The 12,311-nt window shown below is 63.1% G+C and carries 14 protein-coding genes; all 14 read right to left on the reverse strand.

The features are described 5' to 3' along the window. Positions 1 to 410: 410 nt before the first annotated feature. The gene (locus OC537_RS10705; protein WP_106886124.1) at positions 411 to 710 is read right to left on the reverse strand and encodes a DUF2845 domain-containing protein; all 300 of its coding nucleotides are present in this window, start codon (positions 708 to 710) and stop codon (positions 411 to 413) included. Then, a complete protein-coding gene (locus tag OC537_RS10710; RefSeq protein WP_262111116.1) occupies positions 707 to 1,720 on the reverse strand; it encodes an ABC transporter permease in 1,014 nt (337 codons plus the stop codon). The genes OC537_RS10705 and OC537_RS10710 overlap by 4 nt, the downstream gene beginning before the upstream one ends. A gap of 198 nt (positions 1,721 to 1,918) precedes the next feature. After that, positions 1,919 to 2,800, reverse strand: a complete 882-nt coding sequence (locus OC537_RS10715) for an ABC transporter ATP-binding protein (protein ID WP_262111119.1) — start codon at positions 2,798 to 2,800, stop codon at positions 1,919 to 1,921. Between the two features lie 143 nt (positions 2,801 to 2,943). Next, the gene (locus OC537_RS10720; protein WP_410050474.1) at positions 2,944 to 3,555 is read right to left on the reverse strand and encodes an FKBP-type peptidyl-prolyl cis-trans isomerase; all 612 of its coding nucleotides are present in this window, start codon (positions 3,553 to 3,555) and stop codon (positions 2,944 to 2,946) included. Between the two features lie 179 nt (positions 3,556 to 3,734). Continuing rightward, positions 3,735 to 3,818, reverse strand: a complete 84-nt coding sequence (locus OC537_RS10725; protein WP_039039290.1) for a hypothetical protein — start codon at positions 3,816 to 3,818, stop codon at positions 3,735 to 3,737. A gap of 47 nt (positions 3,819 to 3,865) precedes the next feature. Next, entirely contained in the window at positions 3,866 to 4,591 is a 726-nt protein-coding gene (locus OC537_RS10730) for a copper homeostasis protein CutC (RefSeq protein ID WP_262111126.1), read from the reverse strand. 41 nt (positions 4,592 to 4,632) lie between these two features. Then, entirely contained in the window at positions 4,633 to 5,535 is a 903-nt protein-coding gene (locus tag OC537_RS10735) for an ROK family protein (RefSeq protein ID WP_163147732.1), read from the reverse strand. Between the two features lie 110 nt (positions 5,536 to 5,645). Continuing rightward, a complete protein-coding gene (locus tag OC537_RS10740; protein WP_042648621.1) occupies positions 5,646 to 6,152 on the reverse strand; it encodes a GNAT family N-acetyltransferase in 507 nt (168 codons plus the stop codon). Further along, positions 6,140 to 6,949, reverse strand: a complete 810-nt coding sequence (locus tag OC537_RS10745; protein WP_262111130.1) for a M48 family metallopeptidase — start codon at positions 6,947 to 6,949, stop codon at positions 6,140 to 6,142. The genes OC537_RS10740 and OC537_RS10745 overlap by 13 nt, the downstream gene beginning before the upstream one ends. 164 nt (positions 6,950 to 7,113) lie before the next feature. Next, a complete protein-coding gene (locus tag OC537_RS10750) occupies positions 7,114 to 8,088 on the reverse strand; it encodes a PstS family phosphate ABC transporter substrate-binding protein (protein WP_025327848.1) in 975 nt (324 codons plus the stop codon). Between the two features lie 290 nt (positions 8,089 to 8,378). Beyond that, the gene (phoR, locus tag OC537_RS10755; protein WP_111909968.1) at positions 8,379 to 9,674 is read right to left on the reverse strand and encodes a phosphate regulon sensor histidine kinase PhoR; all 1,296 of its coding nucleotides are present in this window, start codon (positions 9,672 to 9,674) and stop codon (positions 8,379 to 8,381) included. An 8-nt stretch (positions 9,675 to 9,682) separates the two neighbouring features. Further along, positions 9,683 to 10,372 (reverse strand): phosphate regulon transcriptional regulator PhoB, encoded by a 690-nt coding sequence (phoB, locus tag OC537_RS10760; protein ID WP_041206225.1) that lies wholly within the window; start codon positions 10,370 to 10,372, stop codon positions 9,683 to 9,685. 102 nt (positions 10,373 to 10,474) lie between these two features. Then, a complete protein-coding gene (locus OC537_RS10765) occupies positions 10,475 to 10,885 on the reverse strand; it encodes a VOC family protein (protein ID WP_262111138.1) in 411 nt (136 codons plus the stop codon). 131 nt (positions 10,886 to 11,016) lie between these two features. Further along, positions 11,017 to 12,297 (reverse strand): GGDEF domain-containing protein, encoded by a 1,281-nt coding sequence (locus OC537_RS10770; protein WP_262111140.1) that lies wholly within the window; start codon positions 12,295 to 12,297, stop codon positions 11,017 to 11,019. Positions 12,298 to 12,311: the final 14 nt, after the last annotated feature.

Here is a 12,311-nt window from a genome sequence, read left to right on the forward strand (position 1 = left end):
TTGCAGCTTATCCAGCGCTTCAAAAACCTGTCAATCGGTGCAACCCGGCACAACAGTGGTGCAACAGCACAAAATGTTCACACGGGGCGATATGCACTCTCAGAATCAAAAGTAGACCCTTATTCACCAAATAGCCTGCTGTTAAAAGCCATTCCCACTGTGAGGATTATTTTCGCAAAAAAATGGGACGCACCGGGATGGGGCAGCGAAATCGGACTCCAACTGACTCATCAGGCTCACTTTTCTCTCGGCAAGCCCCAACACGGGTGGAAGTGAACAAATATTGGGCGGCGTCGATATGGCGCTATGGCGTGGGGAGCACAGGCTCAAGCAGCCTATCTTCTGGCGGGAAACGAGGCCGGGATAAGGAGCCTCAAGATCGGGGCGCCGACCCTAGATCGGTACGTGGTTCAACCGCCGCGGGGACCGTCTTCAATCTCGGTGATGACGCCGTTTTCGACGGTGACGAACTGCATGAATTCGCTCCTGCCGAAGTTGTAGGTCCAGCGCTCGGCATACTTGACCGTCATCCGCGCCCCGAAGCCGTTTTCCTCAAAACGGGTCAGATCCTCCTTGAGCATCGGCTGACCGCAGCGGATCAGCAGCTCGGCCGTGGTGTCCCCTTCGGTGAGCAGGGCACTCTTGCAGCGCAGGGTGCCGGCATCCACCGGCAGCGTCGCCACCAGCAGCAACCACAGTATTGGCTTCATTTTGCGCTCCATTTGAATAACGCCGCCCCTAGCGTGATGCACACCAGGGCAAACACCATGACCTGGGCCAGCATCCCCGCCACCGCCTGCCAGCCCGCCCCTTCCAGCATGACGGCGCGGGCCGCCTCTATGATCTGGCTGAGCGGCAAGCGGGCTGCCACGGCCTGCAACCAGGGGGGAGACCCTTCCAGCGAGAACCAGACGCCGGATAAGAACATCATGGGCAAGCTGATGAGATTGAGCAAACCGCTCGCCAGCTCCTCGTTCTGAATGCGGGCGGCGATGAGCAGCCCGAGGGAGGCCATGGCGGTCCCGCCGACCAGGGCGATAAAGAGCAGCAGCCAGCCGGAGCCGAGCAGGGGCACATCCAGCAGCCAGTAAGCCACCAGGAAGACCAGCAGGCTCACCACCAGGGTGATCAGCACCCGCGACAGCAACTGGGCGCAGAGAAACTCGGCCGCCGACAGCGGGGTCGCTCGCAAGCGCTTGAGCACCCCGTTCTTGCGATAGCGCACTATGACGAACCCGACCCCGAACAGGCCGGAGAACATCAGGTTCATGCCGATCACCCCGGGCAGCAGCCAGTCGCCATAGCGAATGGCCCGTCCGCTCAGGGCCTCTCTTTGCAAGGGCTCCTGCACCGCCTGGCGCAGCAGGTATTCGGCCATGGCTCCCTGGGGCGCATCCGGGTTGACCCAGTAGTGGCCGCGCGCCGGTGACAGCAGCAAGTCCAGCTGATGGTGGCGCACCTTGAGGACGCCTCTCGCCTCGTCGTCATAGGGGATGAGCTTGAGCAACGGGATATGGGTCAGGGGCTGATAGGCCGTCGTCAGCTCCCCCACCACCCCTATCTGCACCAGCGGCTTGGGAGGGCCGGAGAAGATGAGGGAGAAGCCAATCACCAGCAAGAGCGGAAAAAGCAGGTTCCAGACCAGGGCCGCCCTGTCGCGCACGAATTCCAGGGTGCGGGCGTAAAAGAGCGCACCTATGCGCTTGAGTGCTCCCTTCATGTTCCGCTCTCAGGTCGAGATGACAAACCCAGTGGCCATGGCAAGGCTCGCGGGTAACAGAGCGCGACGACATTGCGCTTGATGACGCCCTTCATGTTCCCCTCCTCGGGCTCGAACCCAGTAGAGATGACAAACCCAGTGGCCATGACAAGGCTTGCGGGTAACAGAGCGCAACGACACTGCGCTTGATGGGATTTTTCATGCACCGCTCCGGAGGCTATGGCCGGTCAGGTGCAGGAAGAGATCCTCCAGGTTGGGGGAACGCACCTGCATGCCGGTCAGCGGTACCCCCAGACTCAGCAGCCGTGGCAGCAAGGCCGCCACATCGGGACAGTTCAGCTCCACCTGATCCCCGTGGGGCAGCAGCGGATAACCCAGGCTGGCGAGGGCCGGGTGATCGGTCAGGCGCACCAGCACGCCGTCGAAGTGCCGCGCCAGCAGGGCCGCCGGCGTGTCCAGGCTGAGCAGATGACCGTGATCCACGATGGCGATGCGATCGCACAGTTGCTGCGCCTCGTCCATGTAGTGGGTGGTGAGCACCACCGTCTTGCCCTGGGCCTTGATCGCCTCGATCCGCTGCCAGAAGTGGTGACGGGCCTGGGGATCCAGCCCTGTGGTGGGCTCGTCCAGAAACAGCAGTTCGGGGTCGCCGAGCAGGGCCAGGGCCAGCAGCAGGCGCTGACGCTGGCCGCCGGAGAGCTTGCGGCTGTCCCTGTCGATGAACTCGCCAAGGGCGCACAACTCGATGAGCAGCTCCCGTGGCAGGGGGTTGGGATAGAGGCTGGCGAACAGGCGCAGGGTGTCGCGCACCGTCAGAAAATCCTGCAGCGCCGTGTGCTGGAACTGGATGCCGATGCGGGAGCGATAGTCGGGGCCGCGGGGGGCGCCATGAAACAGGATCTGGCCGCTGTCCGGGGTGAGGATCCCCTCGAGCAGCTCTATGGTGGTGGTCTTGCCCGCCCCGTTCGGACCAAGCAGGCCGAAACAGCTACCGGCGGGAATGGCAAAGCTGAGTCCGTCCACCGCCCTGACACCGGGAAAGTGCTTGATGAGATCGACGACTTCTATGATGGCGGCCATGGCCTGTCTCCCTGGGTGGCCGAGAGTGCGACGTCCTGACTATATCCAAATCTCCCGAGAAGACCATGGCTCATCCATCAGGGCGTGGCGGCGCAAAAACAAACGGCGACCCAGGGGTCGCCGTTTGCATCACGCCAGCCGGATCACAGGATGTCCAGCAGCTCCACTTCGAATACCAGTGCGGAGTAGGGCGGGATGGAGCCGGCGCCACGGGCACCGTAGGCCAGATCCTGTGGAATGTAGAGCTTCCACTTGGAACCAACCGGCATCATCTGCAGCGCTTCCACCCAACCGGCGATGACGCCGGTAACCGGGAACTCGGCAGGCTGGCCGCGGGCGACCGAGCTGTCGAACACGCCACCGTGGGTGAAGGTACCGTGGTAGTGCACGCGCACGGACTGACCGGCCACCGGCACGGCGCCCTTGCCTTCTACCATGACTTCGTATTGCAGACCGGAGTCGGTCACTTTCACCTCGGCGCGCTTGGCGTTGTCGGCCAGGAAGGCTTCGCCATCGGCGGCGGCAGCCTTGGCAACGGCTTCCTGCTCTTCCTGCATGCGGGCGGTGATGACCTGGAAGGCATCATTGATATCGTCACGGCTGACCGCGAACTCCAGGCCATTCAGGGCATCTGCCAGACCTTGTTGCAGGGCAGGGATATCCAGACCGGCGAAGGCTTGCTGCGCCAGCTGATCACCCATGTTGCGGCCGATGCCATAGCTGGCCTTCTGTTCGATAGAGTCGTATTGGGACATTGAGATGTTGCTCCGGGTCCTGAGAGTAAAAGAGTCGAGATAATATCAGACTTTTTGGCGAGGTGCTGCCGGCTGCCGTCCTGATTTCCCCGCCCGTGGGAGAGACTTCACATCCCCCTCATCCCCGGCCCTTCTCCCGCGAGGGGAGAAGGGAGAGGAGACGACAACCACAGGCTGACTCAGGCGCGATCCAGCAGGGCCCGCACCGCTGCCACCTTGGCGCCGTCGGTGATATTGACCCGACCGTCGTCCGAAGTGCCCATGTTCACATCCCATAGAGAGGCACCATGCCGCCCGGCCACACCCTGACTCAGGCGCGATCCAGCAGGGCTCTCACCGCTGCCACCTTGGCGCCGTCGGTGATATTGACCCGGCCGTCGTCCGAAGTGCCCATGTTGACGCCGTGGGGCACCATGCCGCCGCGCCAGCCCATGCCGGACATGTGCACCTCGCTCACCCCGGTGAACTCGAGTATGGTGCGCACGTTGTCGGCATTGACCCCGGCGCCGGGCATCAGGCTGGCGCGGCCCGCCAGGGTCTGTTGCATCGCCTGCAGTGTCTCCAGACCCGCCAGGGCGGTCGGGGCATGGCCGGAGCTCAGGATACGCTCACAGCCGGCCGCCACTATGGTCTCCAGATCGGCGCGCCAGTTGGAGCTGAGATCGATGGCGCGATGGAAGGTGCCCCCCAGGGGGCCAGCCGCTTCGACCAGTTGTTGCAACTGAGCGGCAGGCACCCTGCCCCCCTCGTCCAGCAGACCCACCACCACACCTTGCAAGCCTGCTGCCCGGGCGGCGGCGATGTCCAGCAACATGAGTTCGAACTCGGCGGCACTGAAGCAGAAATCCCCGGCACGGGGGCGGATCATGGCGTAGACGGGAATGGTGGCGTGGCGCGCCACCTGCTGCATGAAACCATAGGAGGGGGTGAGACCGCCCAGCCCCAGCGCAGAGCAGAGCTCGATGCGATCCGCCCCGGCTTGCTGGGCGGTGAACAGGGATTCCAGGTTGTCGATGCAGATTTCAAGACGGGTCATGATGACTCCTTATCCGGGGAGATCAGACCCAGTGCCTGATCTCATAAATTCAGCAGGGCGGCGCCACGCACGCCACCGGCGCCGCCGAAGCGGGCCTGGCGGATAGCCGGCAGGGCGACGCCGGGCAGCAGGTGGCCGGGCAGACGCTTGGGCAGCTCTTCATACAGGGCAGGCAGGCCGCTGAGGCCGCCCCCCAGCACCACCACCTCGGGGTCTATCACCGAGATGGCGGTGGCGAGCCCGGCGGCCAGGATCTCCAGCCAGCAGTCGATGGCCGAGAGCGCCGCGGGTTCCCGGGCCTCGGCACGGGCGACTATCTGGTGACCACTGGCGCGCTCGCCGTTGAAGTGGTGATAGAGCCGCTCCAGGCCGGTGCCCGAGGCATAGGTTTCGAAACAGACCAGGCGGCCACAGCCGCAGCGGGGACGGGGCAGATCGGGATACTTCATCAATATGGTGGCCGGCAGCGGGTAATGGCCTATCTCCCCCGCCAGCCAGTTGCGGCCCTGGATGAGCTTGCCCGCCAGATAGACGGCGCCACCTATGCCGGTGCCAATGGTCACCCCCAGCGCACTCTCGGCCTCGGCGGCGGCCCCCTGATGCACTTCGGACCAGAGGAAGCAGTTGGCGTCGTTGTCGACGCTGACGGTGCGTGCCAGTCGTGCGGCCAGATCCGCGCCCAGATGACGACCGTGAATGGCGGGCAGGTTTGCCGCCACTATGCTCCCATCCAGGCGATTGATGATGCCGGGAAACCCGATGCCGACGGCGCCTTTCGCGCCGAAGCGGGCGTCCGCCGCCTCGACCCGCGTCAGGATCAGCTGCAACAGCCCCTCGTAATCATTGCCGGGGGTGCTCATGCGCTCTTCGTGACAGAGATTCAGGCCACCGTCATACACCGCGAAGGCAATCTTGGTACCACCAATATCAAATCCGTAATACATGCCACACTCCCTTGCCGGTGAACCGGGTCACCTCAGTCTGTCCAGATGGGGCACATTGTATTAATTCGCCAAAAAAATAAAGTAACCATGGGCGAAAAACGGGAGCCAGCTCAAAGCAAACGGAACATTTGCCGCTGCAGACAGGGTTGTCCCAGGCTCGTCAGGGTGCGCTCCTGGCCGTCAAACACGAAGCCGCGGCGCAGGTAGAACCCCTCGCCAATGTGATTGCCATCGAGCAGCCATAGCCTGACGCACTCGCAACCGGCCCGGCGCATCTGCACCGCCACCGCCTGCCACAGCCGCTTGCCATGGCCCCGACGCCAGTGATCCGGGTGCAGATAGAGCGCCCGGATGCGCGCCGTCATCAGCCCCTCCTCATGGGCCGGGTGCCAATAGAGCAGGCCGATGACGACCTCGTCCTGGCAGAGCAGCATGGGGATGGGGGCTGGCTCGGCGAGCCGGCGGCGCCAGATCTGCAGATGCTCGGTGACCGCCAGCTGGGCCAGCAGATCCTCACCGAGCACACCGCCATAGGCCGCCAGCCAGCTGGCCCGCTGCATCACCGTCATGGCGGCGGCATCGGCGGGACGGGCCAGACGCAGTGTTATGCCTTGCACTGGGGAGTCAACCCAGCGGCACGGGCCTGCCGATACAGGGGCTCTGCCTGAGCCTGTTGGGCCTGCAACTCGGTAATGCGGTTCTCGTCGCTCGGGTGAGTAGAGAGCAACTGGGGCGGCGCCTTGCCCCCGGCGGCGGCACTCATGTTCTGCCACAGGGGAATCGCCTCGGCCGGGTTGAAGCCGGCGCGAGCCATCAGATCCAGCCCCAACCGGTCGGCCTCGCTCTCCTGAGCCCGGCCATAGGGCAGGGCGATCCCCACCTGAACCCCGAGCCCGAGCGCCGCCATGGTGGCACCGCCCCCCTGGCTGCTGCCGATGGCGGCATCGGCCACCGCCAGCCCTATGCCGGTCAGCTGATCCCGGGAGAGGCGTTCGTTGGAATGCTGTGCCAGCACGTGGGTCAGCTCGTGGCCGATGACGGTGGCGAGCTGATCCTGATTCTTGGCGACCTTGAGCAGGCCGCTGTAGACGCCGATCTTGCCCCCGGGCAGGGCGAAGGCATTGACCTCCTTGGAGTCAAACACCACCACCTCCCAGCTGGCGATGCCATAGCTGGCAGGCACCTGGGCGGTGACCGCCTTGGCCACGCAGGAGACATAGGCATTCACCTTGGCATCCTTGCTTACCTTCTCCTGCTTCTTCATCTGCTCGAAGGAGTCGGCACCCAGCTGGTTCATCTGCTGGGGTGAGAAGAGCAGCATCTGGCTGCGGCCGGTCGGCGACTGGGCACAACTGGCCAGCAGGGCGCTACACAAGGCCGCCAGGCCGAATTTGGACAGGGAAGATGCACGCATGAGAGGGTCCTTTACCGTGAAGTTGCCCTATTCTCGGGAATGCCGCCGTCCGGTGCAAGCCAGGCACCACCCCATGCGACCAAAAAGATCCCGTGGCGCCAAAATAAAAACGAGCCCGCTTGGGCTCGTTTGGAGGCTCGTCTGTATAGAGTGCGAAAGCGGGATTACATGATACCCAGCTTCTTCAGGTCGGCCTGGACAATCTTGGCGGGAACCGGCACATAGCCATCCTTCGCCACTATGGTCTGACCGGCCTTGGAGAGCATCATCTTCACAAACTCCTGCTCCATCGGGGAGAGCGGCTTGTTCGGAGCCTTGTTCACGTAAACGTACAGGAAGCGCGACAGCGGGTACTTGCCGGTCAAGGCGTTCTCTGCGGTCGCTTCAACGAAGGTCTTGCCATCCTTGGAGAGCGGTACGGCACGCACGCCTGAGGTGACGTAGCCGATGCCGGAGTAACCTATGCCGTTCAGGGAAGCGGAGACGGATTGCACCACTGAGGCGGAGCCCGGCTGCTCGTTCACGCCGCTCTTGAAGTCACCGTTGCACAGGGCGTGCTCCTTGAAGTAGCCGTAGGTGCCGGAGACAGAGTTGCGACCGAACAGTTGCAGGTCCTTGCTGGACCAGTTGCCATCCAGACCCAGATCGGACCATTTGGTGGCGGCCTTGGCTTCGCCGCACTTGAGGGTGCTGGAGAAGACAGAGTCAACCTGCTCCATGGTCAGCCCCTTGATGGGGTTGTCCTTGTTCACGAACACCGCCAGGGCATCGACCGCGACGCGGATGGCGGTCGGCTTGTAGCCGTAGCGCTTCTCGAATGCTTCCTCTTCACCGGCCTTCATGGCACGGCTCATGGGGCCAAACTGGGCGACGCCCTCGGTCAGTGCGGTCGGGGCAGTGGAAGAACCGGCGGCCTGGATCTGCACGTTGACGTTGGGGTAGACGCGCTTAAATTCTTCGGCCCACAGGGTCATCATGTTGGCCAGGGTGTCCGAGCCGACAGAGGACAGGTTGCCCGAGATGCCACTGGTCGGGGTGTAATCCGGCAGATCTTTATCCACACCGGCAGCCAGGGCGCTGACAGAAAACAGGGTTGCTGCGGTGAATCCGATTACACCAGCCAGTTTGTTGAGTTTCATCCAATCTCTCCAAAGTTACAGAAGGCAATTGCCAATACATGGCGCCGATTAACACTGTCTTGCGGTGATCAAGCTGACTGCGTCAGTCAGCTTGTTGAGTTGTATTCCGTCCCCTCTTTCCCAAGGTGACGCTGGGTCTGTTCTTAAGACGGCGCCAGTATCTGACCTGGCAGTGACAAATTTATGGAATTTATATGACACTTTGATGACATGGGCCCAGCGCGGAACAAATGCCAAGGGGGCCGCTCTCGCCGCCCCCTTTTTTATTGCTAACCAGTTGTCAATAAAGACTATTTTACCACCACCATCCTGGCAGGAATGAGGAAGCTGAAACGGCTGCCCTGGCCGACCCGGCTCTCTATCTCGAGCTGGGCATCGTGATGGCTCAGGGCATGCTTGACGATGGCGAGGCCAAGGCCGGAGCCGCCGGTGTGGCGGGATCTCGCCTTGTCGACCCGATAGAAGCGTTCGGTGAGCCGCGCCAGATGCTCCGGGGCTATCCCCTCCCCCTGGTCCTGCACCACAAAGAGCGCCATGGCCCCCTGCTTGCGCCACTCCACAGTGATCTTGCGACCGGCGGGGGTGTAGTGAATGGCGTTGTAGACCAGGTTGGAGACGGCGCTGCGCAGCTGGTCCCTGTCACCCTTCACGAACAGATTGGACTGCACCTGAAACTCGATCTGATGGGCACTCTCTCCCGACAGGGCCCGCGCCTCCTGCTCCAGCAGCCCCAGCATGGCGGGCATGTCCACCAGATGGGAGAGATCCACGGTCGGGGCCGCCTCGATGCGCGACAGGGTGAGCAGCTGGTTGACCAGGTTGTCCATGCGAATGGTCTGCTCCATCATCACCTTGTGCGCCTTGGCCCACATGGCGGGGGGCGGCGGCTCCTCGGTCATCTCCAGGTACCCCTTGAGCACTGTGAGCGGGGTGCGCAGCTCGTGGGAGACGTTGGAGACGAAGTGCTTGCGGGTCTTCTCGAGGCTGCGCAGCCGGGTCACGTCCCGCACCACCAGCATGGCCTGATCCTCGGCATAGGGCATGATGCGAAACTCGAGAAACTTCTCCTCGTTGATGGGGGAGCTCATCTCGAACGGCTCGTCATACTGCCCCTTGCCGAGGTAGGCGACGAAACCGGGGTGACGGATGAGGTTGCCTATGTGCTGGCCGGCATCCTCGGGCCAGCGAAAACCGAGCAACTGCTCCGCCAGCCGGTTGCACCATAGGATGCTGCCGTCGGTGCGAAACACCACGGCGGCATCGGGCAGGGCCTCGGCCCCCTCCCGGAACCGACGGATGAGCCCCGCCAGCTCGCGGCGCCGGGCACGGTGGCGCTGCTGCAACTTGTAAATGCCATTGAAGATGTATTCCCAACTGCCGCTGCCATGGGGCGGCACCAGGCTGCGATCGTGCCACAGCCAGTCCGACAGCCGCTTCTGGAAGCGGTAGTGCCAGCCCAGGTGCAGCACGGTCGCCACCAGCAGGCAGAGGGAGAGGTGTTCTATCAACCAACCTACCAAGACGAAGGGGGCGTAGAAGAACGCCATTCGCCACAACTGTCGCCGCCAGGCGTAAGGTTGCAACATGTTATCCCCTAGAGACGGGTTGAGAAGCGGTATCCGGCTCCACGCACCGTCTGGATCAATCTGTCGTGCCCGGTCTCTTCGATCGCCTTGCGCAGGCGACGGATGTGCACGTCCACCGTCCTGTCTTCCACATACACATTAGTGCCCCAGACGTTGTTGAGCAGTTGCTCGCGGCTGTAGACCCGCTCGGGATGGGTCATGAAGAAGTGCAGCAGCTTGAACTCGGTCGGCCCCATGTCCAGCGCCTTCTCCTCGGCACTGACCCTGTGGGAGACAGGATCCAGCTTGAGCCCCTGCACCTCGATCACCTCGTCCACCGAGGTGGGGGAGACCCGGCGCATCACGGCGTGCAGACGGGCGGTCAGCTCCTTGGGAGAGAACGGCTTGGTGATGTAGTCGTCGGCGCCCGCCTCGAGGCCGCGCACCTTGTCCTCTTCCTCACCACGGGCGGTCAGCATCACTACGGGTATCTGGCGGGTCACCTCGTCCTGCTTGAGCTGTTTGATGAACTGGATGCCACTGCCGCCTGGCATCATCCAGTCCAGTACGATGAGCTCGGGGTAAGGTTCACGCACCTTCGCCAGTCCATCGGCATAATCTTCTGCCTCAACCGTCTCATATCCTTTTTGCTCGAGCACGAAGCAGAGCATCTCGCGGATTGGTGCCTCGTCCTCGACCACCAGAATTCGCTTAGCCATATCCCTTCTCTCTCCTCTGTGAAGATGGGTGCGCCAATTATTAGAACTTTCTGTGACACTTTTATGACTTTATGACAGGCGGGATGATAAACGTTTTCAGATTCAGTTGGCAGCAATGCGTTGCAGCAGGTCCCAGCGGTTGCCACTGATGTCCTCGAACACCACCACAGTGCCATAGGGCTCGTGGCGGGGCTGTTCACAAAAATGCACGCCGTACTGCTGCATGCGCTGGTAGTCGCCCCAGAAATCGTCGGTCTCGAGAAACAGAAAGACCCGGCCGCCCCCCTGCTGGCCGATGGCGGCCTGCTGCTGCGCATTGGCAGCCTGGGCCAGCAGCAGGGCCGACCCTGGGGCACCTTTCGGGGCGACCCGCACCCAGCGCTTGCCCGGTTTGCCCGGCTCGTCGAGGGGCGTGTCTTCCAGCAGCTCAAATCCGAGCCCCTGGGTAAAAAAGCGAATGGCCTGATCGTAGTCGGCCACCAGCAGGGTCAGGGCACCTAGGTGTTGGGACATGGGAAACTCCTTGACTGAAGAGGGGGGCCCGCGCCCCGGCTGGCGCGCATCATAACGGCTGGGAGGCCGGGGCTCCAGCTGCAATCACCTTAGCGAAGGCAAGGCCCTTAGTCGGTTGGCAAGCCTGCGCCCTAGCCCACCTCGACCCGGTTGCGACCCCGCTCCTTGGCCTGATAGAGCGCCTCGTCCGCTCGCTTGAGGGTCAGCTCCAGGGAGTCCCCGCGCCGCTCCGCCACCCCGAAGGAGGCGGTGATCCTGAGCCCGAGGGGCCACTCCCTGTAGGCCTCCAGCGCCCCCCTCAGTCGCTCGGCCAGCCGCTCTGCCCTCGCCTGCTCATGGTGCAGGCAGACCAGCACGAACTCCTCTCCTCCCCAGCGCACCAGGCGGCACAGGCTGTCACAATGGCGCAGCAGCTCGCTCACCATGTGCTTGAGCACCTCGTCCCCCATGGGGTGGCCGTGGGTGTCGTTGACCCCCTTGAAGTGATCGATGTCGATATAGATGAAGGAGAGCGGCATCTCCCCCAGTTCGCTCAAGAGCTTCTCGCCACCGAGCCGGTTGAGGGCCCCGGTCAGGGGATCGTAGCGGGCCTCCTCCTCGGTGCGGCGGTACTGCTCGGACAGGCTCTGGCTGAGCGCCTCCGCCGCCAGCCGCGCCTCGCGAGCCTTGCGCAGCTTGTCTCCCATCAGCAGGTACTGGGTCAGAAACAGCAGTATTCCGTATATCAGCCAGCCCAGCAGCAGCTGGCGGTAGAAGTCCCCCGGCTTGCCCCAGCGGCCATAGAACTCCAGCTTTTCCAGGATCAACCTGTAGTCCCCCGGCTGCATCCTGTCGTCGGTGGCAAGCTCGATGGCATAGACATGGTGCAGATCCGCCCCCTGCTGCGCCAGCGGGATCCGGTACTGCTGCACCCACCAGGAGCTGGGGGCGAACACCTTGAGGGGGATGTCCTGGATGCGGCCGTAATCGTCGGGACGAAAGAGCACCTCGTTGAACTTGTGGGAGATCTCGTCCCCGGCTATCGAGTAGGCGGGATCATAGTTGCGCAGATAGAGGCGCCAGCTCTGCGGCTCGCTCCCCTCCACCCTCAGCTTGACCCGCACGCCGTTGAAGTGGGAGAGATCCAGCCCCCACTCGGGGGCAGACAGGGTCAGGATCAGTTCACAGAAGGGGGAGCTGTGGCCCGCGCGCAGCTTGCAGTCGATGGCGGGCTTGTCGCCCCCAGGAATCAGCGTGGTGACCGATTGGCCCCCATTGGCGCGATCATCTTGGGCCCTGACGGCTAGGCTGGCCTGGCTCAGGATGTCCAGCCGCCGCTCTGGCCCGAACTCGAACACCAGTATGGCCAGCAGGCTGCCGAGCAGCAGGCTCCAGAACAACATATTGGTCACGCGGGAATAGGATGGGGTCATGGCGATCACACCTG

It is taken from the genome of Aeromonas sp. Marseille-Q5825, from assembly GCF_946892685.1.
In the GTDB taxonomy this organism is placed as follows: domain Bacteria; phylum Pseudomonadota; class Gammaproteobacteria; order Enterobacterales; family Aeromonadaceae; genus Aeromonas; species Aeromonas rivipollensis.

Coding starts and splice junctions, on each gene's coding strand:
- OC537_RS10725 (WP_039039290.1), bottom strand. CDS start 3,818: ATGGGCACTTCGGACGACGGTCGGGTCAATATCACCGACGGCGCCAAG.
- OC537_RS10720 (WP_410050474.1), bottom strand. CDS start 3,555: ATGTCCCAATACGACTCTATCGAACAGAAGGCCAGCTATGGCATCGGC.
- phoR (WP_111909968.1), bottom strand. CDS start 9,674: ATGTTGCAACCTTACGCCTGGCGGCGACAGTTGTGGCGAATGGCGTTC.
- OC537_RS10710 (WP_262111116.1), bottom strand. CDS start 1,720: ATGAAGGGAGCACTCAAGCGCATAGGTGCGCTCTTTTACGCCCGCACC.
- OC537_RS10750 (WP_025327848.1), bottom strand. CDS start 8,088: ATGAAACTCAACAAACTGGCTGGTGTAATCGGATTCACCGCAGCAACC.
- phoB (WP_041206225.1), bottom strand. CDS start 10,372: ATGGCTAAGCGAATTCTGGTGGTCGAGGACGAGGCACCAATCCGCGAG.
- OC537_RS10705 (WP_106886124.1), bottom strand. CDS start 710: ATGAAGCCAATACTGTGGTTGCTGCTGGTGGCGACGCTGCCGGTGGAT.
- OC537_RS10745 (WP_262111130.1), bottom strand. CDS start 6,949: ATGCGTGCATCTTCCCTGTCCAAATTCGGCCTGGCGGCCTTGTGTAGC.
- OC537_RS10765 (WP_262111138.1), bottom strand. CDS start 10,885: ATGTCCCAACACCTAGGTGCCCTGACCCTGCTGGTGGCCGACTACGAT.
- OC537_RS10770 (WP_262111140.1), bottom strand. CDS start 12,297: ATGACCCCATCCTATTCCCGCGTGACCAATATGTTGTTCTGGAGCCTG.
- OC537_RS10730 (WP_262111126.1), bottom strand. CDS start 4,591: ATGACCCGTCTTGAAATCTGCATCGACAACCTGGAATCCCTGTTCACC.
- OC537_RS10735 (WP_163147732.1), bottom strand. CDS start 5,535: ATGTATTACGGATTTGATATTGGTGGTACCAAGATTGCCTTCGCGGTG.
- OC537_RS10715 (WP_262111119.1), bottom strand. CDS start 2,800: ATGGCCGCCATCATAGAAGTCGTCGATCTCATCAAGCACTTTCCCGGT.